The sequence below is a fragment of the Mariniluteicoccus endophyticus genome, assembly GCF_054780035.1.
In genome coordinates, this window is the sequence record NZ_BAAGXC010000009.1 from 39,659 (window position 1) to 64,181 (window position 24,523).

Annotated in this window: 26 protein-coding genes, 1 pseudogene and 2 riboswitches; of the genes and pseudogenes, 10 read left to right on the forward strand and 17 right to left on the reverse strand. The window is 71.5% G+C overall.

Annotated elements, in window-relative coordinates; all coding sequences use genetic code 11:
• Positions 1-99: 99 nt before the first annotated feature.
• From ACYVGD_RS02705 to ACYVGD_RS02735, 7 genes are all read right to left on the reverse strand, one after another.
• Positions 100-927: an energy-coupling factor ABC transporter ATP-binding protein gene (locus ACYVGD_RS02705; RefSeq protein ID WP_460741444.1), complete on the reverse strand. Its 828-nt coding sequence runs from the start codon at positions 925-927 to the stop codon at positions 100-102.
• Positions 924-1,697: a cobalt ECF transporter T component CbiQ gene (cbiQ, locus tag ACYVGD_RS02710; protein ID WP_460741445.1), complete on the reverse strand. Its 774-nt coding sequence runs from the start codon at positions 1,695-1,697 to the stop codon at positions 924-926. The genes ACYVGD_RS02705 and cbiQ overlap by 4 nt, the downstream gene beginning before the upstream one ends.
• On the reverse strand, positions 1,697-2,050 hold the full coding sequence (locus tag ACYVGD_RS02715) for an energy-coupling factor ABC transporter substrate-binding protein (RefSeq protein ID WP_460741446.1): 354 nt from the start codon (positions 2,048-2,050) through the stop codon (positions 1,697-1,699). Before ACYVGD_RS02715 ends, cbiQ begins: the two co-directional genes overlap by 1 nt.
• Positions 2,043-2,738 carry an energy-coupling factor ABC transporter permease gene (locus tag ACYVGD_RS02720; protein WP_460741447.1) on the reverse strand — a complete coding sequence of 232 codons (696 nt, stop codon included), beginning with the start codon at positions 2,736-2,738 and terminating at the stop codon, positions 2,043-2,045. The genes ACYVGD_RS02715 and ACYVGD_RS02720 overlap by 8 nt, the downstream gene beginning before the upstream one ends.
• A gap of 56 nt (positions 2,739-2,794) precedes the next feature.
• A riboswitch (cobalamin riboswitch) is annotated at positions 2,795-2,869 on the reverse strand.
• 61 nt (positions 2,870-2,930) lie between these two features.
• Positions 2,931-4,454, reverse strand: coding sequence for a precorrin-3B C(17)-methyltransferase (gene cobJ / locus ACYVGD_RS02725; protein WP_460741448.1), 1,524 nt, complete (start codon positions 4,452-4,454; stop codon positions 2,931-2,933).
• Positions 4,451-5,104 (reverse strand): precorrin-8X methylmutase, encoded by a 654-nt coding sequence (locus ACYVGD_RS02730; RefSeq protein WP_460741449.1) that lies wholly within the window; start codon positions 5,102-5,104, stop codon positions 4,451-4,453. Before ACYVGD_RS02730 ends, cobJ begins: the two co-directional genes overlap by 4 nt.
• Positions 5,101-6,219: a precorrin-3B synthase gene (locus ACYVGD_RS02735; RefSeq protein ID WP_460741450.1), complete on the reverse strand. Its 1,119-nt coding sequence runs from the start codon at positions 6,217-6,219 to the stop codon at positions 5,101-5,103. Before ACYVGD_RS02735 ends, ACYVGD_RS02730 begins: the two co-directional genes overlap by 4 nt.
• Before the next feature lie 83 nt (positions 6,220-6,302).
• Positions 6,303-6,370: riboswitch (cobalamin riboswitch) on the forward strand.
• Between the two features lie 53 nt (positions 6,371-6,423).
• Between ACYVGD_RS02735 and cobN the strand changes: the two genes are divergently transcribed.
• Complete coding sequence (gene cobN, locus ACYVGD_RS02740) at positions 6,424-10,254, forward strand: cobaltochelatase subunit CobN (RefSeq protein ID WP_460741452.1); 3,831 nt, start codon at positions 6,424-6,426, stop codon at positions 10,252-10,254.
• 6 nt (positions 10,255-10,260) lie between these two features.
• Here cobN and ACYVGD_RS02745 read toward each other — a convergent pair whose 3' ends face one another.
• Positions 10,261-10,857: a TetR/AcrR family transcriptional regulator gene (locus tag ACYVGD_RS02745; protein WP_460741453.1), complete on the reverse strand. Its 597-nt coding sequence runs from the start codon at positions 10,855-10,857 to the stop codon at positions 10,261-10,263.
• 63 nt (positions 10,858-10,920) lie between these two features.
• Between ACYVGD_RS02745 and ACYVGD_RS02750 the strand changes: the two genes are divergently transcribed.
• Positions 10,921-12,054: a DUF418 domain-containing protein gene (locus tag ACYVGD_RS02750; RefSeq protein ID WP_460741454.1), complete on the forward strand. Its 1,134-nt coding sequence runs from the start codon at positions 10,921-10,923 to the stop codon at positions 12,052-12,054.
• 154 nt (positions 12,055-12,208) lie between these two features.
• Here the strand turns inward: ACYVGD_RS02750 and cobF are convergent, their stop codons facing one another.
• Entirely contained in the window at positions 12,209-12,976 is a 768-nt protein-coding gene (cobF, locus tag ACYVGD_RS02755; RefSeq protein ID WP_460741456.1) for a precorrin-6A synthase (deacetylating), read from the reverse strand.
• Between the two features lie 62 nt (positions 12,977-13,038).
• Between cobF and folE the strand changes: the two genes are divergently transcribed.
• From folE to ACYVGD_RS02785, 6 genes are all read left to right on the forward strand, one after another.
• Positions 13,039-13,608 (forward strand): GTP cyclohydrolase I FolE, encoded by a 570-nt coding sequence (folE, locus tag ACYVGD_RS02760; RefSeq protein ID WP_460741457.1) that lies wholly within the window; start codon positions 13,039-13,041, stop codon positions 13,606-13,608.
• 2 nt (positions 13,609-13,610) lie between these two features.
• On the forward strand, positions 13,611-14,450 hold the full coding sequence (gene folP / locus ACYVGD_RS02765) for a dihydropteroate synthase (RefSeq protein ID WP_460741479.1): 840 nt from the start codon (positions 13,611-13,613) through the stop codon (positions 14,448-14,450).
• 59 nt (positions 14,451-14,509) lie between these two features.
• Positions 14,510-14,872 carry a dihydroneopterin aldolase gene (gene folB / locus ACYVGD_RS02770; RefSeq protein ID WP_460741458.1) on the forward strand — a complete coding sequence of 121 codons (363 nt, stop codon included), beginning with the start codon at positions 14,510-14,512 and terminating at the stop codon, positions 14,870-14,872.
• Positions 14,869-15,420 carry a 2-amino-4-hydroxy-6-hydroxymethyldihydropteridine diphosphokinase gene (gene folK, locus ACYVGD_RS02775; protein ID WP_460741459.1) on the forward strand — a complete coding sequence of 184 codons (552 nt, stop codon included), beginning with the start codon at positions 14,869-14,871 and terminating at the stop codon, positions 15,418-15,420. Before folB ends, folK begins: the two co-directional genes overlap by 4 nt.
• Positions 15,421-15,915 carry a DUF3180 domain-containing protein gene (locus ACYVGD_RS02780; RefSeq protein WP_460741461.1) on the forward strand — a complete coding sequence of 165 codons (495 nt, stop codon included), beginning with the start codon at positions 15,421-15,423 and terminating at the stop codon, positions 15,913-15,915.
• Between the two features lie 67 nt (positions 15,916-15,982).
• Entirely contained in the window at positions 15,983-16,645 is a 663-nt protein-coding gene (locus tag ACYVGD_RS02785) for a hypothetical protein (RefSeq protein WP_460741462.1), read from the forward strand.
• A 315-nt stretch (positions 16,646-16,960) separates the two neighbouring features.
• Here ACYVGD_RS02785 and ACYVGD_RS02790 read toward each other — a convergent pair whose 3' ends face one another.
• Together ACYVGD_RS02790 and ACYVGD_RS02795 are read right to left on the reverse strand one after the other, a co-directional pair.
• Positions 16,961-18,073 carry an NADH-quinone oxidoreductase subunit D-related protein gene (locus tag ACYVGD_RS02790; protein WP_460741463.1) on the reverse strand — a complete coding sequence of 371 codons (1,113 nt, stop codon included), beginning with the start codon at positions 18,071-18,073 and terminating at the stop codon, positions 16,961-16,963.
• Positions 18,066-19,040 carry a hypothetical protein gene (locus ACYVGD_RS02795; RefSeq protein ID WP_460741464.1) on the reverse strand — a complete coding sequence of 325 codons (975 nt, stop codon included), beginning with the start codon at positions 19,038-19,040 and terminating at the stop codon, positions 18,066-18,068. Before ACYVGD_RS02795 ends, ACYVGD_RS02790 begins: the two co-directional genes overlap by 8 nt.
• Before the next feature lie 16 nt (positions 19,041-19,056).
• Here ACYVGD_RS02795 and ACYVGD_RS02800 point away from each other — a divergent pair, with 16 nt between their 5' ends.
• Positions 19,057-19,383: a histone-like nucleoid-structuring protein Lsr2 gene (locus tag ACYVGD_RS02800; protein WP_460741465.1), complete on the forward strand. Its 327-nt coding sequence runs from the start codon at positions 19,057-19,059 to the stop codon at positions 19,381-19,383.
• Positions 19,384-19,391: 8 nt separating this feature from the next.
• Complete coding sequence (locus ACYVGD_RS02805; protein WP_460741466.1) at positions 19,392-20,321, forward strand: hypothetical protein; 930 nt, start codon at positions 19,392-19,394, stop codon at positions 20,319-20,321.
• Here the strand turns inward: ACYVGD_RS02805 and lepB are convergent.
• From lepB to ACYVGD_RS02835, 6 genes and pseudogenes are all read right to left on the reverse strand, one after another.
• Positions 20,305-21,057: a signal peptidase I gene (gene lepB, locus ACYVGD_RS02810; RefSeq protein ID WP_460741467.1), complete on the reverse strand. Its 753-nt coding sequence runs from the start codon at positions 21,055-21,057 to the stop codon at positions 20,305-20,307. The genes ACYVGD_RS02805 and lepB overlap by 17 nt on opposite strands.
• 248 nt (positions 21,058-21,305) lie before the next feature.
• Positions 21,306-21,767 carry a hypothetical protein gene (locus ACYVGD_RS02815; protein WP_460741468.1) on the reverse strand — a complete coding sequence of 154 codons (462 nt, stop codon included), beginning with the start codon at positions 21,765-21,767 and terminating at the stop codon, positions 21,306-21,308.
• A 9-nt stretch (positions 21,768-21,776) separates the two neighbouring features.
• Positions 21,777-22,253, reverse strand: coding sequence for a hypothetical protein (locus ACYVGD_RS02820; protein ID WP_460741469.1), 477 nt, complete (start codon positions 22,251-22,253; stop codon positions 21,777-21,779).
• Between the two features lie 30 nt (positions 22,254-22,283).
• Positions 22,284-23,273 carry an LLM class F420-dependent oxidoreductase gene (locus ACYVGD_RS02825; RefSeq protein ID WP_460741470.1) on the reverse strand — a complete coding sequence of 330 codons (990 nt, stop codon included), beginning with the start codon at positions 23,271-23,273 and terminating at the stop codon, positions 22,284-22,286.
• A 31-nt stretch (positions 23,274-23,304) separates the two neighbouring features.
• Positions 23,305-23,559 carry a DUF7218 family protein gene (locus tag ACYVGD_RS02830; RefSeq protein ID WP_460741471.1) on the reverse strand — a complete coding sequence of 85 codons (255 nt, stop codon included), beginning with the start codon at positions 23,557-23,559 and terminating at the stop codon, positions 23,305-23,307.
• A 12-nt stretch (positions 23,560-23,571) separates the two neighbouring features.
• Positions 23,572-24,506 (reverse strand): annotated as a pseudogene (locus ACYVGD_RS02835) (SDR family oxidoreductase).
• Positions 24,507-24,523 lie beyond the last annotated feature (17 nt).

Genomic DNA, 24,523 nt, shown 5'->3' on the forward strand with positions numbered 1-24,523 from the left:
GCCCCACCCCTTCCTGTTGCGGACCCAAGATGTCGACGCGGACCGTGCACGGCCCGCAGCAACATTCTCGGTCGGCAACGCGGCGGCGGGGGAGGCGGGTCACTCCGCGACGGCGTCGTCGATGGCGGCGAAGACCTCGTCGAGGTCGCGTGGACGCAGGTCGGGCGGCAGGATCCCGCGGGCGGCCAGGCGCACGCCGAGCTCGAGCGGCCACGGGCGGTGCAGGCGCGCGGCGGTCAGCAGGTCGGCCCGGTTGAGCACGTCGGTCGCCTCGCCGACCACGACACCGCCCCCGTGCACGACGGCGACGTGCGTCGCCCACGACAACGCGAGGTCGACGTCATGCGTGGACATGACCACGGTGGTGCCGAAGGTCTCCAGTCGGCGCAGCGCCTCCACGACCTCTCGTACGCCGGCCGGGTCGAGCCCGGAGGTGGGCTCGTCCAGCAGGAGTACGCCCGGCCGCATCGCCACCGCCCCGGCGATCGCCGCACGCTTGCGCTCGCCGTAGGACAGCTGGTGGGTGGGGCGCCCGCGCAGGTGCTCGATCGCCAGCGCGGCGAGCGCCTCGTCGACGCGGTTCTGCACCTCGGCCTCGGGCAGGCCGAGGTTCAGCGGCCCGAACGACACGTCGGCCGCCACGTCGGCGGAGAACAGTTGGTCGTCGGGGTCCTGCAGCACGAGCTGGACGCGGCGGCGGTGCTCGCGCAGGCCCCTGCGGTCGTACGCCACCGGCTGACCGTCGACCAGCACCCGCCCGCCCGACGGGCGGTGTGCGCCGGACAGCACGCGCAGGAGGGTGGTCTTGCCCGACCCGTTGGCTCCGACGAGGGCCACACGCTGTCCGGGCTCGATCGCCAGCGTCGCCCCGCCGAGCACCCGGTGGTCGTCGTAGACGGCCTCGACGGCTTCGGCCTCCAACCTCATGGGGCCACCGCCGGCACGCAGGCGACGGCGGCCAGCGCCACGACGATCGCGACAGCCGTCGCTTCGAACAGCGCGGAACGGGGGTGGGGCACGGCGAGCGTACGCAACGCCCCGTCGAACCCGCGGCCGGCGAGCCCGTCCTCCATGCGGCGGGCGCGGTCCCACGACCGGACGAGCACGGCCGAGGCCAGCAGTCCGGTGCTGTGCCACGAGCAGGCGAACCCGTCGTAGCCGAGGCGGCCGGCCTGCGAGGCCCGCACGGTGTCGGCGACGTCGGCGAGCACGAACAGCAGCCGGTAGGTCAACGACGCGACCTCGACGAGCGGGTCGGGTATGCGCGCCCGGCGCAGCGCCTCCAGCAGGTCGACCATCGGCGTCGTGCAGGCCAGCAGCAGCACCGCCGCGGTGCCCGCGAGCGCACGGGCGGCGACGTGCATGGCGGACGCCAGCGTCGCGGGTGTCACCGAGAACAACCAGGCCGACCACAGCGCGTCCGGGCCGGGGCGGCCCACCGAGACCGCGATCGAGGCCACGCCGATGGCTATGAACACCAGCGGCGCGGCCATCGCCCGCGCGTACAGGGGGGCGGGCACGCGCGCCCAGACCAGCGCCGCCACCAGGGTGACGGCGAGGACGGCCAGCGCACCCGGCCAGTGCGGCGCGGCCAGCGCCACGCTGAGGAGGCCCAGGCAGAGCAGGGCCTTGTCGCCGACCGAACGGGTACGCCAGGGGCTGGACCAGGCCGCCCGGTCGACGGCGGGTGCGGCCATCAGTCCTCGACGCGCTCGGCCACGGGCGCCTCGTCCTCGCGGCGGGTGGTGATGCTGCGCTGCTGCAGGCGGCCGATGACGTAGCCGAAGGCGCCGGCACCCAACGCCGCCTGGAGGGCGAAGAGGCCCGACTCGACCTCGCTGCTGCCCGGTTCGAAGATCGGCTCGAACCAGGCCGTCGCGCCGTGGTCGGTCTCGAGGACCTCGACGGCCTTGGCGTCGGTGCCGCCGAAGGCCTCGTCGCCCTCGCCGGTCGGGCGGGGCGCGATGTAGAGCGGGATGACGAAGATCGCGACGAGCGCGGCGATCAGCAGGCCCGTGACCCACGGGTTCAGGCGGCGCGGCTCAGACATGGGCGTCCTCCTTGGCCTCGGTCTTCGGCTGCGGCAGGAAGCCCAGCGCCTTCAGCTCGGGGCGGGCGATCTGGCCGAGCGCGCGGAACAGCAGCACGCCGAGCACACCCTCGGCCAGCGCCAGTGGGATCTGCGTCAGCGCGAACAGCGACAGGAACTTCACCAGGGAGCCGGCCAGGCCGGTCGTCGGATCGGGGTACGCCAGCGCGAGCTGGAACGAGGTCATGCAGTAGGTCGCGAGGTCGGCGACCGCCATGGTGACGAAGATGCCGACCATCTCGGGAGCGCGCAGCGTCCGGCACAGCCTCCAGACGGCATAGCCGGCCCAGGGGCCGGCCACGCCCATGGAGAACAGGTTGGCGCCGAGCGTGGTCAGGCCGCCATGGGCGAGCAGCAGGGCCTGGAACAGCAGCACGATCGTGCACAGGAACGCCATGACGGGCGGCCGGAACAGGATCGCGCCGGCACCGGTGCCGGTCGGGTGGCTCGACGAGCCGGTGACCGACGGCATCTTGATGGCCGACAGCACGAACGTGAACGCCCCCGCGGCGCCCAGCAGCAGGCGCGACTCGGGGTGCTCCTTCGACAGGCGGATGACGTCACGGGCGCCGTGGATGACGAACGGGGCCGACGCGACGGCCCAGGCGGCGGCGTGGAGCGGGGGAAGGAACCCCTCGGCGATGTGCATGGTGCACGGTCCTTCCTCGGGATTGCGCGTCCCGATCGAACGGTTCCCGACGGGTCGAGTTCCTGACTCACGTCCCTGGCGTCGGGGCGTTCACAGTGGCGCGACCGTGCCGGACTCTCACCGGCTTCCTCGCGTCCCGTCGGGGTTGGTCCTGTCATCCTGCCACGGGGAGGCCGTCGGCGCACGTGCCCGTCAGAGGACGAACCGCGGCGTCCACACCTGTCCGGCGCCCGTGATCCGGGTCGCGGACGCGCCGATCATCACCAGGCACTTCATGTCGACCGTCTCTGGGTCGAGGTCGGCCAGCGTGGTGACAGTCAGCGACTCCTCGGCCCTGCCGACGTCGCGGCCGACGACGACCACGGTGTCGGGGTCGCGCACCTCGAGCAGGACGGCCCGCGCGTCGGCCAGCTGGGTGGGGCGTGCCCGCGAGCGCGGGTTGTAGATCGCGATCACCAGGTCGGCGAGCGCGGCGTGGCGCAACCGGTCGGCGACGACGTCCCACGGCTTGAGCCGGTCCGACAGCGAGATGACGGCGAAGTCGGCACCCATCGGGGCGCCGGCCTTCGCCGCGACGACCTGGAACGCCGACAGGCCGGGCAGGACGTGGACGTCGACCTCGGCGTACGCCGCGTCCTCGGCGACGGCGGCCTCGTGGGCCTCGAAGACCGCGGATGCCATGCCGAACACGCCGGCGTCACCGCCCGACACCACCGCGACCCGGGCGCCCGTGCGGGCCAGGTCGAGGGCCTCCCGGGCGCGGTCGACCTCGACGGTGTTGCCGGAGGGGTGGCGCTCGAGGCCGGGTCGCTGCGGGACCCGCTCGACGTAGGGGGCGTAGCCGAAGACGTGCTCGACCTGGGCGAGCTCCTGGGCGACCTCGGGGGTGATCCAGCGGTCGGGGCCGGGGCCGAGCCCGATGACGGTGAGGGCTCCTCTTCTCGCTGCGCTCGCTCGGAGAGCGGGGGTGGGGGAGTCGCTCGCTCGGCCCGCGGCGTCCGCGCGGCGGTCCCGGCCGGGGACGACGATCATGGAGAAGTACGGGACGTCGGCCGGGTCGATCCCGGCCACCGGCAGGACGCGCTCGGCGTCCCACGTGGCGCGCTCGACGTAGACCGCGTCGTCGAGGCGACCCGCCTGGTGCAGGGCCTCGCGTACGCCGGGGAACGTGCGACCGAGCTTCATGATCACCGCGGCATCGCTCTGGGCCAGGCGCCAGGCGAGCTCGGGCACCGGCAGCGTGCCTGGCAGGATCGTGACGACGTCCTCGTGGCGTGACAGCGCCGTGGCCGCGGCGGCGGTGGCGCCCTGGACCGACGTCACCCCGGCGACGACCTGCGGGTCGTGGGCGGCCAGCCGGTCGTGCAGGTACATCGAGGTGGAGTAGAACAGCGGGTCGCCCTCAGCGAGCACGACGACCGAGCGGCCGGCCTCGAGATGGGCGGACAGCCGCGCGGCGGAGGTGTCGTAGAACTCGTCCATCGCGCCGTAGTAGCCGCCGGGATGGTCGGTCGTGCCCGTCGTCACCGGGTACTGCAGCAGCTCCTCGGTCACTCCTTCGGAGAACAGCCCGGCGGCGATCTCGCGCGCGTTGGATCGGCCCTTCGGCCCGGCGAAGAAGGCCACGACGTCGGCCGCGCCGATCAGGCGGGCGGCCTTGAGCGTGACGAGCTCGGGGTCGCCGGGGCCGACACCGACGAACGCCAGCCGGCTCACGCCGGCATCTCGTTCTCGCGGGCGAGCGCGTTGATCGCCGAGGCGGCCATGGCCGAGCCGCCGCGGCGGCCGCGTACGACGAGCCAGGGCAGGTCGAGGTCGTTGGCGGCGAGCGCCTCCTTCGACTCGGCCGAACCGACGAAGCCGACGGGTACGCCGATCACCGCTGCCGGGCGGGGACCGCCGTCGGCGACGAGCTCGAGGAGGTGGAACAGGGCGGTGGGGGCGTTGCCGATGGCGACGACCGAACCCTCGATCGCCTCGCCCCACAGCGACACGGCGGCGGCGGAGCGGGTCGTGCCCCACTTCTTCGCCAGCTCGGGTACGCGGGGGTCGCCGAGGAGGTTGCGCACCTCGTTGTCGGCGGGGAGGCGCTTGCGCGTGATGCCGGAGGTGATCATGGTCGCGTCGGTGAGGATCGGCGCGCCCGCCCGCAGCGCCTCGCGTGCGGCGGGGACCAGGCGCGGGTGCATGACGATCTCGGACGCGATCGCCGGGTCGCCCGCCGCGTGGATGATGCGGACCGCCACCGTGGCCTGGTCGGGGTCGAAGGCCGACAGGTCGGCCTCCTCGCGGATCATCGCGAACGAACGCCGATAGATTTCGGCGCCGTCGGTCTCGTACTCAAAGCGACGGGTCGGGCGGTTCATGCCTCGGATTGTTCCACGGCGGCGAGCACCGCGTCGGCATCCCGCGGTGCCACGAGGTCGTGGTGGTCGCGGCGGGGTGCGCCGCAGCGGCGGTCGCAGCCCGACAGGTGAATCGGCAGGCGCGGGGCACGACCGAGCCGTTCGACGACCTCGCGGGCCATCGGCAACGTCGCGATCGCCGACCGGCGGCAGCCGGGCAGGCCCGTGCACGCCGAGATGGACGACCACGGGTCGCACGCCTCGACCGCGAACCCGGCGGCGGCCAGCGCGGCGGTGCGGCGCGCGCCGTCGGGGACGACCAGCGAGCGCCACGGGGTGACGACGACCTCGTCGGTCGCCGCGTCGAGCGCGTCCAGCATCGGCAGCGTGAGATGGGCCAGCGGGACGCCGACCACGAGGTGGCCGTCGACCTCGCCCGGGCGCGGCTGGGGGCCGGCGACCACGGCATCGAGCTTGTCGAGGTCGGGGTGCTGCAGCGGCTCGGGCAGCTCGCGGACGTGCCAGGGTGTCGGGCTGAGGAGTACGCGGGTCTGCTGGAACGCGCGGGCCAGCGCGATCACCGCGGCGGGGGCGTCGTGCAGCGCGACGCGCAGGCCGAGGTCGTGGCCGCGCTGGCGTATCTCGGCCCGGGTGGGCGAGGCGACGACGACGGCGAGGTCGAACGGTTCGGTGACCATGTCGCCGCGGCCGTCGTCGACGGCGAACAGCATGCGGCCGGGCAGCCCGGCGAGCAGGGGGTCGGCGCACAGCAGGCGATCGATCTCGGCGACGACCGGGCGCACGTCGGCCAGCCCGCCCGAGAGGCCGGTCAGCGGCGAGCACACGATGTTGCGCACGCGCTCGTGGCTCGTGGAGGGGACCAGGCCCGTCGCGAGGACTGCGGCCTCGACGGCGGCGGGCACGGGGTCGGGCAGCGCGCGGACCTGCAGGTTGCCGCGCGAGGTGAGCTGGACGAAGCCGCTGGGCGACAGCGAGGCGAGCGTACGCAGCACCGCGACGGAGACACGCCCGCCGGGCGCGCGCAGCCGGATGATGGCGCCGTCCTCGGCGGAGAAGGGCTTCAGGATGCCTGGGCACAGGTCGTCGCGACCGCGGTCGATGGACGGTTCGGGCATGAGCGGCACTCTACGACGCAGAGTCGTAGCAAGGTCAACCCCGCACAGCTTCACCTGCCCGCTAGGGTGACGCACGTCGTCGGCAGGAACCCGGTGAGAGCCCGGGACGGTCCCGCCACTGTGACCCGCGTACGCGGGGAGTCAGGAACTGCAGCGACACCTTCCATCCGCCCACCACGGGACGAGGATCCCGCGAGGAGAGCCATGACGAACATCTGCCTGCTGTCGACCTCCGACACCGACCTGCTGTCGGCCCGCGCGTCCGACGCCGACTTCACGTACGCCAACCCCACCCGGGTCGGCCCCGAGAAGCTCGCCACGCTGCTCGAGGGTGCCGACCTCGTGGTGTTCCGCTTCCTCGGGTCGGTGCAGGCGCTGCCCGAGACGTTCCAGCAGGTCAAGGAGTCCGGTCGCCCGCTGGTCGTGCTCGGCGGCGAGCAGCTGCCCGATGCGTCGCTCATGGAGCTGTCGACCGTGCCGGTGAACGTGGCCGCCCAGGCCCATCTCTACCTCGCGCAGGGCGGTCAGGAGAACCTCCGCAACGTCCACGCGTTCCTGTCCGACACGGTGCTGCTCACCGGCGATGGCTTCGAGCCGGTCGCGGAGCAGCCGCTGTGGGGCGTGCTGGGGGATGCGCCTGCGGCGCAGGGCCCTGGGGCTGGGTCCGCGGCTGGGGCTGAGGCCCCCCAGCTCGCCTCGGGCCAACCGCCCGCCCTCCGCAAGCTCCGGGCGGGGGCCGGGCCCATCCACGGCCCTTCGGCGACCGGTGGGCCTCAGCCCCAGTCGCTCACCGAGGAAGCGCCAGCTCCTGCCACCACTGACGTCCGGCCGCGTGTGGCCGTGCTTTTCTACCGGGCGCAGCACTCGGCGGGGAACACCGCGTACGTCGAGGCGCTCGCCGACGCTATCGACGCCGCCGGGGGAGTGGGCGTACCCGTCTTCGCGACCTCGCTGCGTGATGCGCCCGAGGACCTCCTGGAGCACCTGGGCACCTACGACGCGCTCGTGACGACAGTGCTGGCCGCGGGCGGCACGAAGCCCGCATCGGCACAGGCCGGCGGCGACGACGAGGGCTGGGACGTCCGCGCGCTCGCCGCGCTCGATGTGCCGATCCTGCAGGCGCTGTGCCTGACGTGGGACCGCGCGTCGTGGGAGGAGTCCGACGACGGCATGAGCCCGCTCGACGTCGCCACGCAGGTCGCCGTGCCCGAGTTCGACGGGCGCATCATCGGCGTACCCATCTCGTTCAAGGAGACCGACGCCGACGGGCTGCCGCACTACGAGCCGGATGCCGAGCGCTGCCGCCGCATGGCCGAGCTCGCCGTCAACCACGCGCGCCTGCGCCACGTCCCCGCCGCGGAGCGGAAGATTGCGATCGTCCTGTCGGCCTATCCGACCAAGCACTCCCGCATCGGCAACGCCGTGGGCCTCGACACGCCCGTGTCGCTGATCCGCCTGCTGCGCGCGATGCGTGAGGCCGGCTACGACCTCGGCGAGCCCGGTGACATCCCCGGCACCGGGGACATCGACCCGGTCGAGGGTGAGGCAGAGGACACGACCCGGGGCAACGCCCTCATCCACGGCCTCATCGAGGCCGGCGGCCAGGACCCCGAATGGCTCACGTCGGGCCAACTCGCGGGCCAGCCCGTCCGCATCCCCGCCGCGACCTACCGCGAGTGGCTCGCCGAGCTGCCCGCCGACCTCGTGGAGGCCGTGACCGAGGCGTGGGGCGAGGCCCCCGGCGAGCTGTTCGTCGACACCACCCACGAACCGGCGGGCGAGATCGTCGCCGCGACCCTGCGTGCCGGCAACGTCGTCATCCTCGTGCAGCCGCCCCGCGGCTTCGGCGAGAACCCGATCGCGATCTACCACGACCCCGACCTGGCGCCCACGCACCATTACCTCGCGACCTACCGCTGGATCGAGAAGGAGTTCGGCGCCCACGCGATCGTCCACATGGGCAAGCACGGCAACCTCGAGTGGCTGCCCGGCAAGAACCTCGCCATGTCCGCCGGCTGCGGCACCGACGCCGCCCTCGGCTCCGTCCCGCTGGTCTATCCCTTCCTCATCAACGACCCGGGCGAGGGCACGCAGGCCAAGCGCCGCGCCCACGCGACGATCGTCGACCACCTCGTCCCGCCGATGGCGCGCGCCGAGTCCTACGGCGACATGAACCGGCTGGAGCAGCTGCTCGACGAGTACGGCAACGTGTCGGCGATGGACCCGGCCAAGGCGCCGGCGCTGCGGCAGGAGATCTGGACGCTGATCCAGGCCGCGAAGATGGACCACGACCTCGGTCTGTCGGAGCGTCCCGACGACGAGGAGTTCGACGAGTTCATCATGCACGTCGACGGCTGGCTCTGCGAAGTCAAGGACGTCCAGATCCGCGACGGCCTGCACGTGCTCGCCCAGGCCCCCGAGGGCGACGAGCTGGTCAACCTCGTGCTCGCGATCCTGCGCTCGAACCAGGTCTTCGGCGGTTCGTCCGACGGCATCCCCGGCCTGCGTGCGGCGCTCGGCCTGAACGAGGGAACCGGTCTTCGAGCGAGCGCCAGCGAGACGAGGAGCACGGTCGACACCGACGCCATCGAGGAGCAGGCCCGCGCACTGGTCGAGGCTCTCGCCGCCCGCGGCTTCGACCCTGCCGCCGTCGACGAGGTGTGCGCCGACCTGCCCGACGGGGCCGACGGGGCCGGTGTACGCGCGTCCCTGACGTTTGCCTGCACCGAGGTCGTGCCGCGCCTGAAGAAGACCTCCGACGAGCTGGCGGCGGTGCTGCACGCGCTCGACGGCGGCTACATCCCGGCCGGGCCATCGGGCTCGCCGCTGCGCGGTCTGGTCAACGTGCTGCCGTCGGGTCGCAACTTCTACTCGGTCGACCCCAAGGCGATCCCGTCGCGGCTGGCGTACGAGACCGGCCGCGCGATGGCCGACTCGCTCGTCGCGCGCTACGTGGAGGAGACCGGTGAACACCCGCGCTCGGTCGGCCTGTCGGTCTGGGGCACGTCGGCGATGCGTACCTCCGGCGACGACATCGCCGAGGTGCTGGCCCTCATGGGTGTCGTTCCCGTGTGGGACGAGGCGTCGCGCCGCATCACCGGCCTGGAGGTCGTCCCGCTCACCGAACTCGGCCGCCCGCGCATCGACGTGACCGTGCGCATCTCGGGCTTCTTCCGCGACGCGTTCCCGCACGTGCTGACGCTGCTCGACGACGCCGTACGCCTGGTCGCCGGCCTCGACGAGCCCGCCGACCAGAACTTCGTGCGCGCCAATGCGCAGGCCGACCTCGCCGAGCACGGCGACGAACGCCGCTCCACCACGCGCATCTTCGGCTCCAAGCCGGGCTCCTACGGGGCAGGCATCCTGCCGCTGGTCGAGGCCGGGAACTGGCGTACCGACGCCGACCTCGCCGAGGTGTACGCCACGTGGGGCGGCTTCGCGTACGGCCGTGACCTCGACGGCGTGCCCGCCCGCGAGACGATGGAGCACAACTACAGGCGCATTCAGGTCGCGGCGAAGAACATCGACACCCGCGAGCACGACATCGCCGACTCTGACGACTACTACCAGTACCACGGCGGCATGGTCGCGATGGTGCGCTCGCTGACCGGCGAGGCGCCCAAGGCGTACGTGGGTGACTCGACCACGCCCGACGCGGTGAAGACGCGCACGCTGCAGGAGGAGACCAACCGCGTCTTCCGTGCGCGCGTGGTGAACCCGCGCTGGATCGCGGCGATGCAGAAGCACGGCTACAAGGGCGCGTTCGAGCTCGCCGCGACCGTCGACTATCTGTTCGGGTTCGACGCCACGACCGGCGTGGTGCCCGACTGGATGTACGAGCAGCTCGCCCAGTCGTATGTGCTCGACGAAACAAACCAGCAGTTCATGAAGGACGCCAACCCGTGGGCACTGCGCGGCATCATCGAGAAGCTCCACGAGGCCGCCGAGCGCGAGCTGTGGGAGCAGCCTGACCCCGAGCTGATGGCGCAGATGCAGCAGGTCTACCTCGACGTCGAGGGCGATCTGGAGGAGTGAGAACGATCACGCCCTCAGCGTCGAGGCCAGCGCGCGGCCCAGCACCCCGCGCTGGCGCTCCGGCGGGTAGTCCTCCGGGCGGTGGACGGCGGCCAGTGTGAGCCCGTCGACCGCGGCGGCCAGCACCTCGGCGGCGTCGTGGTCGGCGCCGACGTGCCGGGTGACGAGCCGGGCCAGTTCGCGCGGCCCCTCGAGGAGCTCGGTCGCATAGGGACGCAGGTGCGGCTGCGTGCGCGACCGCTCCATGAACGCCAGCCAGACGATTGTCTCGCTGCGCCGCTCCTCGTCCAGCGGCAGGAACTGCTCGAACAGGTGCATCGTCGCGGCCAGGGCGGCGGCGGAGTCGTCAGAGGTGAGTGCCCCGTCCAACGCCGCAAGCTCGGCCCGGATCCTCCGCTCCACCCGATCGGCCATCTCGCGGGCCGCGGCTTCGAAGAGTGCGTCGACGTCGGGGAAGTAGTGGCGGACCGAGCCGATGTTCAGCCCCGCCTCGTCGGCGATGTGGCGCAGCGACGCGGCCGCCATGCCGTCGCGCACGACGAGCCGGAACACGGCGTCGATGATCTCGCGACGCCGCTCGACGGGATCCACCACCTTGGGCATGTACGCGTTCTATCACACCTATGCTAACTTATTTATCACGAATGAGATAAATAAGGAGCTGAGTTGTCCTTTCGCCTCGCCACCATCGACATCGCCCGTGGCATCGCCATCCTCGGCACCCTCGCCACGAACGTCTGGGTGTTCAGCCACCCCGCCGGTCTGCCCGGCGTCCTCACCCACCCCACGACGCCCGGGGCGGGGGAGGGGCAGCAACTTGTCGAGAGGGTGCTCGCAGCGATCCCCAACGGGAAGTTCCTCGGCATGCTGACGCTGCTGTTCGGCGCCGGGCTGGCCATCCAGGCCCGGTCCGCCCAGCGCCGCGGCAACCCGTGGCCCGGCACCTATCCGGTTCGCGCGCTCCTGCTCCTGGTGGAGGGCTTCCTGCACTTCCTGCTGATCGCGGAGTTCGACGTCCTGATGGGGTACGCCGTCACCGGCCTGGTCGTCAGCTTCCTGGTGCTGCGCAGCGACCGCGTGTGTGTGGGCGTTTCTGTCGTCTGTGTCGCCCTGCATGTGGCCCTCATGGGCCTGTTCACCTGGCTGCTGGTGGCCTTCGATGACGGCCGAGGCATGGCGACCACCACCGTCTACCGCGACGGCAGCTGGTGGGACCTCGTCGCCTTCCGTATCGACAACGGGGCGATGTTCCGCGCCGAGCCGGTGCTGATCGGCGCGATGTCGGTCGCGATGTTCCTCATCGGCGCGATCATGCTCGACCGTGGACTGTTCGACGACCGGGGTGGCCGCGTACGCCGGATCCTCATCGCGGTCGGCGCGGTCGCGTTCGCCGCCGACATGGTGCTGGCGGTCTGGTGGCCCGCCGGCATCCTGCTCAACCGCTACGTTCTCGGGCCGGTCGTGGCCGCGGGCCTGCTGTCGTTGGTCGTCGAGTTCTGGCACGCCCGTCCGGTGGGGTGGCTGGGCGCGAACCTGTCGAACGTCGGCCGGATGGCGCTGTCCTGCTACATGCTGCAGAACCTCGTCTGCTCGGCGATCTTCTACGGCTGGGGTTTTGGACTCAACGGCATGGCCGCCGGACTGCGCGTACCCGTGACGCTGGCCGTGTACGCCGGCGTCTGTGTCCTCATGGTGACGGTCTCCCGCCTGTGGCTGTCACGCTTCTCCCGCGGCCCGGTCGAGTGGGTGTGGCACCGCGGGGTGGACGCGCTCACCCGCCCGCGGGCGGCCGTGGCCTGAGGCTCGTCCGGCGCGGGGTCAGACCACGTCCGGGCCGTCCAGCTGGCGTGCGGCCCCGCCGTACAGCCGGAATCAGCCGTGGTCGGCGACGGACGCACGCCGGGTCTGGTACGGCGGCCAGTTCGTCGACGTCACGCATCGGTCCTCGGCCCTGTCAGTCGGTCGGACGCAGAAGATAGGTGTCCATCACCCAGCCGTGTTCGGTACGCAGTTCTTCGCGTACCCGGGTGACCTCGTCGATCGTCCCATCCAGCGGGCCGGAGATGAGACGCTCCCGCGGGTCGCCGAGCAGGGCGCCCCAGAAGATCTGCAGCCCGCGGCCGACGAGCGCGCGACACATGAGGTGGCCGTCGAGCATGACGACCACGTCGCCGAGCTCTGGCGTCCACTCGTCGAGCAGCCGGCGGCCGGTGGTGATGTGGATGGGGGAGCCGACGCGGTTCAGCGCGATGCCGTGGCGGGCGGCCAGGAGTTGCGGCGCGGAGATGCCGGGCAGGACCTCGAGCTCGAATTCCTCCCCCGCCTCCCGCAGTCGGTCCACGATCCGCAGCGTCGAGTCGTAGAACGCCGGGTCGCCCCACACCAGCAGCCCGGTCACACCGTCGGCGAGGCGCTCGGCGTACGCGGCGGTGCGTGCCGCATGCCAGGCGTCGACGTTCTCGCGGTACGCGCCGTCGCTGCCGCCGGGGCGTTCGGCCGACCGGTCGCGCGGCGGGTCGGGAACCACGACCACCTCGGCGCCCGGCGCGTGGCGCTCGACCACCTCGGTGCGGAAGCGCACCAGGTCGGACGTCGCGTCGCCCTTGTCGGCGACCAGGAAGCGGTCGACCTCGCCCAGCGCACGCACCGCGGCGAGGGTGAGCTGGTCGTGCCCGCCCGGGCCGATGCCGATGACCTTGAGGCGTCGCGTCACTGCTGTCATGCAGGACATCGTGTCACCGATCGCACTGCGACGGCCCGCAGTGCGACGGCTAGTCTTCGCCCATGCACCAGTTCGACCACGCGCGGATCGAAGCCGCAGTCCGCGAGATCCTGATCGGCATCGGTGAGGACCCCGACCGTGACGGCCTGAAGGGTACGCCCGAGCGGGTGGCCCGGGCGTACGAGGAGTTCACCGTCGGTCTGCGGCAGGACCCGGCCGAGCTGTTGGCGACGACGTTCGACATCGCCCACGACGAGATGGTCCTGGTCAAGGACATCGAGGTCTGGTCGATGTGCGAGCACCACCTGGTGCCGTTCACCGGCGTGGCGCACGTCGGCTACATCCCCGGACCCGAGGGGCGCGTGACCGGCCTGTCGAAGCTCGCGCGCCTTGTCGACGTGTACGCCAAGCGCCCGCAGGTCCAGGAACGCATGACCACCCAGATCGCCGACGCGCTGGTCGAACACCTCCACCCGCGCGGGGCGATCGTCGTCGTGCAGTGCGAGCACCTGTGCATGACCATGCGCGGCGTCCGCAAGCCCGGTTCGAAGACCATCACCAGTGCCGTACGCGGCCAGCTGCGCGATCCCGCGACGCGCAACGAGGCCATGGCCCTCATCATCGGACGGTGACCATGAACTCCCCGCACCCCCTGCTGACGCCCGGCCCCACCCGCGTGATGGGCATCCTCAACGTCACCCCCGACTCGTTCTCCGACGGCGGTGACTGGTACGACCACGACAGGGCCGTCGCGCACGGCCTCGAGATGGTGGCCCGCGGCGCGGTCATGGTCGACGTCGGCGGCGAGTCGACGCGCCCCGGCATCGCCCGGACCACCGAGGAGGAGGAGCTGCGCCGCGTCCTGCCCGTGGTCACCGCGCTCGCGCAGGAGGGGGTCGCCGTGTCCATCGACACCATGCGCGCCGAGGTCGCCCGGCGCTGCGTCGAGGCCGGCGTGGTGATCGTCAACGACGTCTCCGGCGGCCTCGCCGACGAGGCGATGCTGCCGGTGGTCGCCGAGCTCGGCGTACCGTTCGTAGCCATGCACTGGCGCGCCCACTCCACCGAGATGCAGCAGCTCGCCAACTATCGCGACGTCGTCGCCGAGGTCCGCGCCGAGCTCGCCGGGCGCGCCGAGGCCGCCTTCGCCGCCGGCATCGCCGAGGACCGCCTCGTGCTCGATCCTGGGCTGGGCTTCGCCAAGGACCCCGACCACAACTGGGAGCTGCTCCGCCGCCTTGACGAGATCGAGTCACTCGGCTTCCCCGTGCTCGTCGGGGCGTCCCGCAAACGGTTCCTCGGTGAGCTCCTCGCCCGCGACGGCGTCGATCGCGCCCCCAAGCTGCGCGACGCCGCCACCGCCGCCATCACCACCTGGTGCGCACAGCGCCGCATCTGGGCCGTCCGCACCCACTCCGTGCGCAGCCAGCGCGACGCCGTCGAGGTCGTCGAGCGGCTCCGCCCCGATGCCTGATCTGACAGGTTGTCCGCCCCATTCGCTAGAGTCCCCTGCGACGAAGGGAGGTGGACACCGTGGCGGACCGCATCACGCTCACCGGCCTCAGGGCCAGAGGCCGACACGGGGTCTTCGACCACGAGCGGTGCGACGGCCAGGAGTTCGTGGTGGACGTCACCTTGTGGCTCGACCTCGCCCCGGCGACGACGTCCGACACGCTGCGTGACACCGTCGACTACGGCGTCCTCGCGAACGCGATCGTCGGCCACATCCAGGGCGAACCCCTCGACCTGATCGAGGCGCTCGCCGGCCGCATCGCCGACACCTGCCTCGAGGACCCCCGCGTACGCCAGGTCGAGGTGACCGTCCACAAGCCCCAGGCGCCCATCGACGTCCCCTTCGGCGACGTCGCAGTCACCATCGCAAGGAGCCGCACATGACCCACCCCTACGCCATCGACGCCGACACCATCAGCGGCATGCGCCCGCTGCGCAAGGTCGTCTTCGCCCTCGGATCGAACCTGGGTGACCGCCTCGAGAACCTCCAGGGTGCCGTCGATTCCCTCCGCGCCACCCCCGACCTCGTCGTCGTCGACGTCTCGCCGGTCTACGAGACCGAGCCCGTCGGCGGGCCCGCCGATGCGCCGGAATTCCTCAACGCCGTCGTCGTCGCCGAGACCACCTTGGGCAGCCGCACCCTCCTCGAGCGCGCCAACGCCATCGAGGACGCGTACGGCCGCGTACGCGACCAGCAGGACGACCCCCGCACGCTCGACGTCGACGTCGTCATCGTCGGCAAGGCCGAGCGCCAGATGCCCGACCTCGTGCTCCCGCACCCCCGCGCCCACGAGCGCGCCTTCGTCCTCCAGCCCTGGGCCGACGTCGACCCCATCGGCGAGATCCCCGGCCAAGGCAAGATCGTCGACCTCCTCGCCGGGCTCGACACCTCCGGCATCCGCCGCCGCGACGACCTTTCGTTGGAGGACTGAGTGGCCCGACCCACGATCACCCCGACCAGCGCCCTCGACCTCGGCGCCGCCGCACTCGTCGGGGGTGTCGGGTCGTGGATGCTCACCAAGACCCTCGAACGCGTCAACGGCGAGCCGCCGACGCTGACGTGGGTCGGCGTCGGCTTCCTCGCCGCGCTCGCCGCCGCGGTCGTCGTCTACGCGATCCGCATGCCCAAGGAGATCGCCGACGAGGGTGGGCACGTCCCCGGCGACCCCCGCCCCGCGCTGGTTCGACTCGCGCTCGGCAAGTCCGCACTGCTCGGCGGGGCCGCCCTGACGGCCGGCTATCTCGTCTTCGCGTGGCTCTTCGTCGACTTCCTCGACGTCCCCGCCTCCCGCGAACGCGTCATCCACGGCGTGCTCTCCGGGCTGCTCGCCCTCGTCGTCACCGGCGCCGGCTGGTGGATCGAGCGCAGCTGCCGCGGCCGGTGGGACTCCGGCGCCGACGACGACGCAGCCGGCCGCCCCGACTGAGCGGGTGGCGACGAGGTCCCCGCGTGTACGCCCGGGAATCCCGCGTCGTCCCCGTTATGCTTGCCGCGTGAACACCTCCCGCGGCCATTCCGCCTCCCCGCTCCGCCGCGCGTCGCAGTACGCGATCTGCGTCGGCATCGTCCTCGCCGTCGCCTCGGCGTTCGGTCCCATCTGGGTCGTCCGCGCGGGCATCCTCGCCGCCGTCGTCGGCGGCGTCCTCGCCCTCCGGTTCGCCTGGCGCGAGATGCGCGAGCAGCACATCGAGCACGGCCGCGAGATCAACCGCCATGCCCACGCCCAGGGCGCCCAGCTCGCCACCGAGCGTCAGCGCAACAGCGAGGTCCTCGAGGCCATGCGCGCCCACAATGCCGACGCCGACAAGACCGTCAAGCGCCTGCGCGCCGAGATCGGCACCCTCAACGACGAGCTCAACGGGCTCCGCGGCGAGAACGCGCACCTCAAGGTCGACCTCATCGAGCGTGAGCACCGCATCGAGCGCCTGCGCGCCGACCTCGCCACCCGCGAGGCCGAGCTCCGCGCCCTGCAGGAGATCGAGGACGACGCCGAGGTGCTGGCCATGCCGCGCCACGCCGCCGGCGCCACCGGCAACGAGTGGGACGCCCTCCCCACCGCCGAGGAACTCTTCGCAGAGGGCGACCACCCCACCGTCGTCGACCTCCAGAAGATGGTCTTCCCGGCGATCGAGCAGGACATGCGCAAGCAGGCGTGACCTCCGGCTGGCGCCCGCGGCCGGTGACCGGCAGGTCGTCCAGCTCGCGCCCGCGCGCCGGTAACCGGCGTCTTCATCGCAGTCGTCATCGCCCCCGCGGCGGCTTCGCTCTCACGCAGCGAAGCTCTCGCGGGGGCGATTCCTTTGTGCTCTTCCAGACGCCGGGGCGCGCTTGCCGACGCTCGCTGGGAGGTCCGCCCAGTGCTGTCGTCCGGCCCTCCTGGCCGTGCGACGGAGCTCCTCGTCTCGCTGGCGCTCGCTCGGAGGTCGGGGAGGGCGTCGCCCAGAGAGCGGGGAAGGTGCTCGGGGAACGGCCTACTTGTCGAGGTCGCCGATCACGTAGCCGACGGAGGCCAGCGCGCACTCCAGGTCGTCCACGCGGGTGCCGGGCAGGATCGCCTCCAGGGCGGCGACGTGGTGGAACGACGGCGTGCGCAGCTTCATGCGCCACGGCGTCTTGTCGCCGCGGGAGACCAGGTGGACGCCCGCACGGCCGAGCGGGGCCTCGACCGCCGCGTACGCCTCGTCGTCTGGCAGCTTGACGATCTTCGGCAGGCGGGTGTCGACCGGGCCGCCCGGTAGACGTCGGGAGACCTCCTCCACGAGGCGGGCCGACTGGACCACCTCGTCGGCCAGCAGCGCGAACCGGGCGCGCGCGTCACCAGTCCCCGCACCGGGTGCGGGCAGCAGGTCGGCCAGCTCAGCGTACGGGCCGCATCCGGTCCTCCGCAGGTCCAGGTCGACGCCGCTCGCGCGGGCGAGCGGGCCGGACAGGCCGAACGCGTCCACCAGCGATCCATCGACCACGGCGACGGCCTCGCCCGGCAGTGTGTCGAGCGTCCGAGCGAGCTCGGCGGCGTGAGTAACGACCTCCCGCTCGGCGGCGAGCCACGCCTCGTCCGCGTCGACGGCCAGACCGCCGATGCGGATCACCATCGGATGGATGCGGTTGCCGGTGAGCCGGCGCGTCTGCTCGCGGAGGTCCCCACGGAGCCCGCGTACGCGGTCGGCGGTCGCGGTGCCCCGCACGACCCACGTCAGGAAGCCGAGGTGGGACAGGATTCGGGTGTGCTCGGCCAGAAGCACCCGCAGCCACTGCGCACGTGCGGGGGCCTGCAGCCCCAGCATCTGCTCGATGACAGTCACCGAGGCCAGCTCGCCGAAGTATGGTGCCTGCCAGTCGTGGCGGTCGGCCAGGCTGAGGACCTGACGGTAATCGCGCACCTCAAACAGCTTCTCCACGCCGCGATGCATCGCGCCGGGGACCACCGTCACCGTCTCGACGACATCGTCGGTGGCTGTCACCCGCAGCTCGAGCAGGCCGGCATGGCTGGGATGCTCGTGGCCGAGGTCGAGCCACACGGTGGCCGCGTCCGCTGGGACACCGGCCGCGAGCGAACCGACGAGGAAGCGCTGTTGTTCAGGCACGCCCGCCATTATCGCCGACGACCTGCAGCAGCCACCAGAAGTCCCCGAACCGGTCGGGTGCGCTCAGGAGCTCACGCTGGCTCCGCAGTCCAAGGGCGGCGAGTCCCTCCGCCGGTGGCACGGGCCAGTCGAGGTCGCGCAGACGGCACAGCTCGATCGTGCGTGCCCCCGCGGCTTCGCCGGCGGCCGCGAGGGCGTCGACGGCGACATGTGCGGTGAGATTTCCTCCCGGGTCCCCGGGGTCGATCCAGACACCCCCGCGGTGGGCGGCGAGGGTGGTGCCGGACGGTCGCCCGGAGCGAATGTGCCCGTAGTCGATCATGGCGATCGCGCTCCCGGCGGGCAGGCGTTCCACAAGCCATTTCCACGCCACATCCCGGCTGTGCCCGATGTCCAGCGATGACCCCGCCGGCCACCATTGTCGGGCCCATTCGAGTTCTCTATCGGCGACAAGTTGTTCACTTGAACCATTCGGCGAGAGGTGGTATATTCGAAAACCTTTCCGGGTGGCCACCGGGCAGGGGATGTCGTCGAAAAACTCGACCGCGAGGACGAATAGTGGCTTCGAGCCCCAAGATCTGGATATGTCTGGTTCCCAGTCTTCTTGATCAACGCGCCATTGCGCGACCAGAGTATCGTGGATGCCAGGGGTGGGTCGCCGGTCGACCGTAAGATGCGTGTGTGGATTGAGGTTCGAAGGAGCGTCGCCGGGGCCTATCTCGAGCAGCGTGTCGAGACCGAGCTCCTCCATGTGCTCACTGACCTTGGAGTCAATAAGTGCGCCACAGGCCGTTGCGGGAGTGAGGAAATGGTCACTCGGACGCTGGGTCGCCCAGAAGTCGCGCGCTTTCCAGATGGTTGACCAAGGCGTTCCCGGCTTGATTTGGCGGGCGTTTCGGTCCATTGTGTAGTCATCCCTCGGCGAGTGGATACCCCGCTCGTATCGTTCGGGGGTCCAGAGCTTCATTTGCGAGGAGTATTCCATGGTTCAACGAGTTCAGGTCATGCTCGAGGACGACATCGACGGCGGTGAGGCGGCCGAGACCATCCGCTTCGCCCTCGACGGGGTCGACTACGAGATCGACCTGTCGGAGAAGAACGCACGCAAGCTGCGTGACGACCTGGCGCCCTGGACGGGCCATGCCCGACGCGTGACCCGCACCGGTCGCGGCCGCAGCACCGCGCGTGCCGGTCAGCGCGCCGACGCCGGAGAGATCCGCGCGTGGGCCCAGGCCAACGGCATGGAGGTCTCCGCCCGTGGCCGCGTACCCTCCGAGGTGCGCGAGGCCTACGAACGCGCCCACGCCTGAACCCTGCGGTGGAGGCCCGGGACGTCTTCGCAGGATCCCTCGACGACTTCATCTCCCTTCGCGACTCGCTCGTGCGTGAGGCGAAGGCGGCGGGGGATCCTTCGTCTGCGAAGGCCATCGCCGCCTGGCGCAAGCCGACCCGTGCGGCCTGGCTCGTCAACATCCTGTCCCGGGCCGAGCCCGACCAGGTCGCCGAGGCGCTCGCGGTCGGGGAGTCCCTGGCCCAGGCCCATCGGGACGCCGACGCCACCCAGCTCCGTGAGCTCTCGCGGCTGCGTACGCAGCTCATCGCAGCGCTGACCCGCCGCGCCGTCGAGCTCGGCCGCGAGAAGGGGTACGAGGCGCCGGAGGCGGCCCGCGCGGAGGTGTCCGGCACTCTCACGGCGGGACTCGGCGATCCGCAGGTCGCCGACGCCATCCGGGCAGGGACGTTGAGCCGGACTGTCCGCGCCGGCGGGTTCGGCCCGGCGGACATGTTCGCGCCCATGGCCGACGTCATCCAGCTGCGCCCCCGGCTCGCCGCCGCGCCCGACCCCGAGCCCGAGCCGACGCCCGAACCCTCACCCGCCCAGGACCGCGCCGCACGGCTGGCCGTGCTCGCGGAACGGCTGCAGGAGGCCGAGGCGGCGCACGCCCGCCTGTCCGGGCCGGCGGAGGAGGCCCGCGCGCGCCTGGTGGAGGCGGAGGCGACCGCTGGGCGGGCCGCCGACGCGCAGGAGCGGGCGACGGCCGAGGTCGAGCGCCTGCGCACGCTCCTGACGGCCGCCGAGACCGACCTCGCAGAACGGCGTGAGGCCGGCGTGCGCGCCCGGGAGGCTCACGAGGAGGCCAGGGCGGCGGTCGAGGAGCTGGGGCAGGAGGCCGACACCGCGAAGGCCGAGCTGGACGAGGTGCGCGCCGAGATCGCGCGAGCAATCGGCCTCAGCAGCGGGCCGTAGTGATGATCTCCGCGTCCCGGGGCGCGACCTGCTGGGGAGCGGGCACCGTCTCGAAGACCTTCGGCGTCGACAGCGATTGCCAGCGGTCGAAGGGGGCGACGATGACGCCGATCGCGCCCACGACGTTCTGGATCGGCACGAAGGCCGTCTCCCCGGGCCGTCGTCCGGGGGTGGCGTCGTTGAGGTGGCAGCGCGAGTCGGCCGAGGCGTTGCGGTGGTCGCCCATGACGAACACGTGCCCCTGGGGCACGACGACCTCGAAGGGGAAGTCGGACGGCTTCACCCTCCCGTTGGCGTCCGAATAGAGGTAGTCCTCGCTGATCGGCTGGCCGTTGATCGTCAGACGACCCTGCGCGTCGCAGCACCTGACGCGGTCGCCTGGCATGCCGATCACCCGCTTGGTGAGGAAGTCGTCGCTGGAGTTCGGCAGCACGCCCACGAACTCGAGCACCTGGCCGGGGGCGCTGCGAGGCTTGCTCTGACCGGGCACCCACGCCGCCGGGTCCTTGAAGACGATGACGTCGCCGCGCCTGAACTCGCTGATCTTCTGGGCCACGACCTTGTCCTTGATCATCAGAGTGTTCTCCATCGATCCCGACGGGATCGTGAACGGCTCGAACACGAAGGCACGCAGCAGCGCCGACACCACCATCGCACCCAGCACGACGATGACGACCTCCTTGGCGAAACGGAAGGCGGAGCCCAGGCAAGAGCGGGGGTTCTCGTCGGCGGTCAAGGTCGTCCTCTCACAGGTGGGCCGGATCGGCTTCGCACAGTGATGGTAGTTGAGCGGACCATCCCCGTGCTCCGTCCGCGCCCGTCAGGTGGGCTCGTCGAGGGCTTCCTCAAGAGGTCGCGTCGTGGTCGGCGGCGGAGCCGTGGCCTCCGGCGTCGCGGTAGGCCTGGGCGGCGCGTACGCCGGCGGGACCCGATCCCACGACGACGACACCGACGTCGCGTGGACTCTGGGATCGGGCCGCCGTGTCAGACCCGGTCCTCGTGGGAGCCGTGCGTCGACTCGTTGAGGGGGTTGTGGACACCCGCCGCGTACGGCTTGCGGAACGCGAGGGTGGCGAGACCGGCCGCTGCGAGCAGCAGCACGACGCCGATGGCGGCGTGGATCCAGGGCATGACGCTGCTCTCGCCGAGCATCTCGCCCAGCCCGTACTGGAGCAGGGCCAGAACGGCGACACTGAGAGCGTGCCACATCATGCCGGTGTTGCCGCCGCGCTTGGCCCACAGGCCCGCGGCCGTCGCCGCCACGATGGAGCACACCAAGGTGATCATGGCGAACACCGCGTGGAGGTCGACCTGGCCACCGTCGGCCATGAGGAGGTGGCCACCGAGTGCGGCCTGGACCAGCGTGCCGATGGCGGTGAGGACGGCGAAGATGCGTAGGAGGGTCAGGGGCATGGGGTTGCTGCGGGGAGTCGTGTCAGTAGTCACGCGGTCACCCTACTCACCGTGCAGCACGTCGGCGCAGTCCAGACGGAGGGCGTCCAGCCGCTTCCCCTGGTCGGCGGCCCGATCGATCAGCCGGTCCAGGGCGGTGGCGGGCAGGCGCGGGTCGTCCAGCTGGCGCAGCATCTTCCAGCCGAGGAGCTTGCCGTGCACCGCGAGCGTCAGCGCCTCGAGCTCGATCAGGTCGCTCAGCGGGGAGCGCTCCACGAGGCGGTTGTTCGTCTTCAGCTGGCTGACCTTCTCGCCGACGCGCGCGGGCAGGTCCTTGGCCACAGAGGGCTTTGCGCCGACCTGGGCCATGAGCTCCTCGAGGAGCTCCTTGTCCTCGGCGATCTCGTCGGCCAACCGGCTCACCTCGGCGGCCACCGCGGGCCGGGAGTGGCTGTCCGCCACGCGGCGGAAGAGGTCGATCCCGGCGGATGCGCCGGCGTGGTGGTCCTGCAGGTAGGTGATCAGAAGCTCGGTGCTCATGGTTTCTCTTTCGTCTGGTTCGGGTAGGGGTCAGGAACGGGAGGCGGTGCGGAGCCGGTCGAGCAAGGGGCCGGCCGCTTCTTCGAGGAAGCGGTCCTGGCCCTCGTCGCCGACCTGGACCAGGGCGATGTCGGTGAACCCGGCCTCCCAGTAGGGGCGCACCGCCTCGACGATGGCGTCGAGGTCGGGCCCGCACGGGATCTGGGCGCTCACGTCCTCGGGGCGGACGAACTGGGTCGCGCCGGCGAAGCCCGCGGTGGTGGGCAGGTCGGCGTTGACCGCCCATCCGCCCGCGAACCAGCGGAACTGCTCGTGCGCGCGCTCCTGCGCACGCCCGGCGTCGAGATCCCAGCAGATCGGGATCTGGCCGATGGCCCGTGCCCCATCCGGGCCGATCTTCCGGCCGGAGGCCCTCGTGAAGCCCTCGAGGAGCTCGAGGGAGGGCTCGGTCGCGACGAGGTGGTCGGCGAGCGGCGAGAAGCGCTCGAGGGACTTGTCGCCGCCGACCGCGATCGCCAGGTCGACCCCCCGCTCGGGGAGGTCCCACAGGCGCGCCGAGTCGACGCGGTAGTGCTCGCCGGCCCAGGTCACGAGCTCACCGGTGAGGAGCTCGCGGATGATCTCGATGGCCTCCGCGAACATGTCGTGGCGCTTCTCGAGCGCGGGCCAGCCCTTGCCGACGACGTGCTCGTTGAGGTTCTCACCGCTGCCGAGCCCCAGGGTGAAACGGCCGTCGGCCAGGATCTGGAGCGTCGCGGCCTTCTGGGCCACGACCGCCGGGTGGTAGCGCAGGATGGGGCACGTCACGTAGGTGTAGAGGTCGACGCGCTCGGTGACCTGGGCGACGGCCCCGAGGACCGTCCACGCGTACGGTGCGTGGCCCTGCGCCGACAGCCAGGGGAAGTAGTGGTCGCTCGATACCTCGAAGTCGAAGCCTTTGTCCTCCGCAGCCTGCGCGTACCGCACGAGCTCCTTGGGCCCGCTCTGCTCGGTCATCAGGGTGTATCCGAAGCGTGTCATGCGTCCTCCTCGTGCATGGGAAGGTGCTGGGTCAGTGCTCGCGCAGCATGGCGATGAGCTCGTCCTTCTTCTTGTCGGAATAGCCGGTCAGGCCGAGCTCCTTGGCGCGTCCCCGCAGCTCGTCGACGGTCCGGTCCTCGTAGTCGTCGGCGCGCCCACCGGTGCGGCCCACGGACGAGCGTCCGCGGGCCGCGGCGGCGTTGCTGATGCGCGCGGCTTTCTCCTTCGAGCTGCCGTCGGCGCGGAGGCTCTCGTAGAGCTCGGGGTCCTTGATCGAGTCAGGCACGGCGCTCTCCCATCAGAAGACCGGCTTGCCGCCGGTCACGCCGATGACGGCCGCGCTGACGTAACTGGCCTCGGCGGGGGAGGCGAGGAAGACGTAGGCGCCCGCGAGCTCCGACGGCTGGCCTGCACGGCCCAGCGGGGTGTCGCCGCCGAACTTCTCGACCTTCTCGGGGAACTGCGTCGCCGGCTGTAGCGGCGTCCAGATCGGGCCCGGGGCGACGGCGTTGACGCGGATGCCCTTCTCGCCCAGCTCGCCGGCCAGGTTCATGGAGAAGTTCACGATGGCGGCCTTCGTGGCGGCGTAGTCCATGAGGGTCTCAGAGGGGGAGTAGCCCTGCACCGACGCGGTGTTGATGACGCTGGCGCCCTTCTTAGGTGGGGGAGCGCCTGCTGGGTGATCCAGAACATCGCGTACAGGTTCGTCTTGAAGGTGCGATCGAGCTGATCGGTGCTGATGTCGGCCAGGCCCTGATTGCGCGCGAACTGGAACGCGGCGTTGTTCACGAGCACGTCGAGGCCGCCGAGCTGGGCCACGGCGTCGTCGACGACCTTGCGGGAGGTCTCTTCCTCGCGGATGTCGCCGGGGAGCAGGACGGCCTTCGCGCCCGCCTTCTCGATCCACTTCTTGGTGTCCTCGGCGTCAGACTGCTCCTCGGGCAGATAACTGATCGCGACGTCGGCACCCTCACGCGCGTACGCGATGGCGACGGCTCGACCGATGCCGGAGTCGCCACCGGTGATGAGGGCCTTCAGGCCCTTCAGGCGGTCGTGACCGACCCAGGTCTCCTCGCCGTGGTCGGGCAGGGGTGTCATCTCGCTCGTGAGTCCGGGCGGGTCCTGCTGCTGGGCGGGGAAACCGCCGTTCTCGTTGATGAGGCTCTCGGCCTTCTGGACAACTTCCGGATTGGTGGTCATATGTCGACAATAACGGGCCCCCTTTCGATGCATGCGGTGAGGGTGCCTAC

Excerpts from the sequence above, each read along its gene's own strand:
- ACYVGD_RS02705 (WP_460741444.1), bottom strand. The coding sequence starts at position 927 with ATGAGGTTGGAGGCCGAAGCCGTCGAGGCCGTCTACGACGACCACCGG.
- cbiQ (WP_460741445.1), bottom strand. The coding sequence starts at position 1,697 with ATGGCCGCACCCGCCGTCGACCGGGCGGCCTGGTCCAGCCCCTGGCGT.
- ACYVGD_RS02715 (WP_460741446.1), bottom strand. The coding sequence starts at position 2,050 with ATGTCTGAGCCGCGCCGCCTGAACCCGTGGGTCACGGGCCTGCTGATC.
- ACYVGD_RS02720 (WP_460741447.1), bottom strand. The coding sequence starts at position 2,738 with ATGCACATCGCCGAGGGGTTCCTTCCCCCGCTCCACGCCGCCGCCTGG.
- ACYVGD_RS02730 (WP_460741449.1), bottom strand. The coding sequence starts at position 5,104 with ATGAACCGCCCGACCCGTCGCTTTGAGTACGAGACCGACGGCGCCGAA.
- ACYVGD_RS02735 (WP_460741450.1), bottom strand. The coding sequence starts at position 6,219 with ATGCCCGAACCGTCCATCGACCGCGGTCGCGACGACCTGTGCCCAGGC.
- cobN (WP_460741452.1), top strand. The coding sequence starts at position 6,424 with ATGACGAACATCTGCCTGCTGTCGACCTCCGACACCGACCTGCTGTCG.
- ACYVGD_RS02745 (WP_460741453.1), bottom strand. The coding sequence starts at position 10,857 with ATGCCCAAGGTGGTGGATCCCGTCGAGCGGCGTCGCGAGATCATCGAC.
- cobF (WP_460741456.1), bottom strand. The coding sequence starts at position 12,976 with ATGACAGCAGTGACGCGACGCCTCAAGGTCATCGGCATCGGCCCGGGC.
- folE (WP_460741457.1), top strand. The coding sequence starts at position 13,039 with ATGCACCAGTTCGACCACGCGCGGATCGAAGCCGCAGTCCGCGAGATC.
- folP (WP_460741479.1), top strand. The coding sequence starts at position 13,611 with ATGAACTCCCCGCACCCCCTGCTGACGCCCGGCCCCACCCGCGTGATG.
- folK (WP_460741459.1), top strand. The coding sequence starts at position 14,869 with ATGACCCACCCCTACGCCATCGACGCCGACACCATCAGCGGCATGCGC.
- ACYVGD_RS02795 (WP_460741464.1), bottom strand. The coding sequence starts at position 19,040 with ATGAAGCTCTGGACCCCCGAACGATACGAGCGGGGTATCCACTCGCCG.
- ACYVGD_RS02800 (WP_460741465.1), top strand. The coding sequence starts at position 19,057 with ATGGTTCAACGAGTTCAGGTCATGCTCGAGGACGACATCGACGGCGGT.
- ACYVGD_RS02820 (WP_460741469.1), bottom strand. The coding sequence starts at position 22,253 with ATGAGCACCGAGCTTCTGATCACCTACCTGCAGGACCACCACGCCGGC.
- ACYVGD_RS02825 (WP_460741470.1), bottom strand. The coding sequence starts at position 23,273 with ATGACACGCTTCGGATACACCCTGATGACCGAGCAGAGCGGGCCCAAG.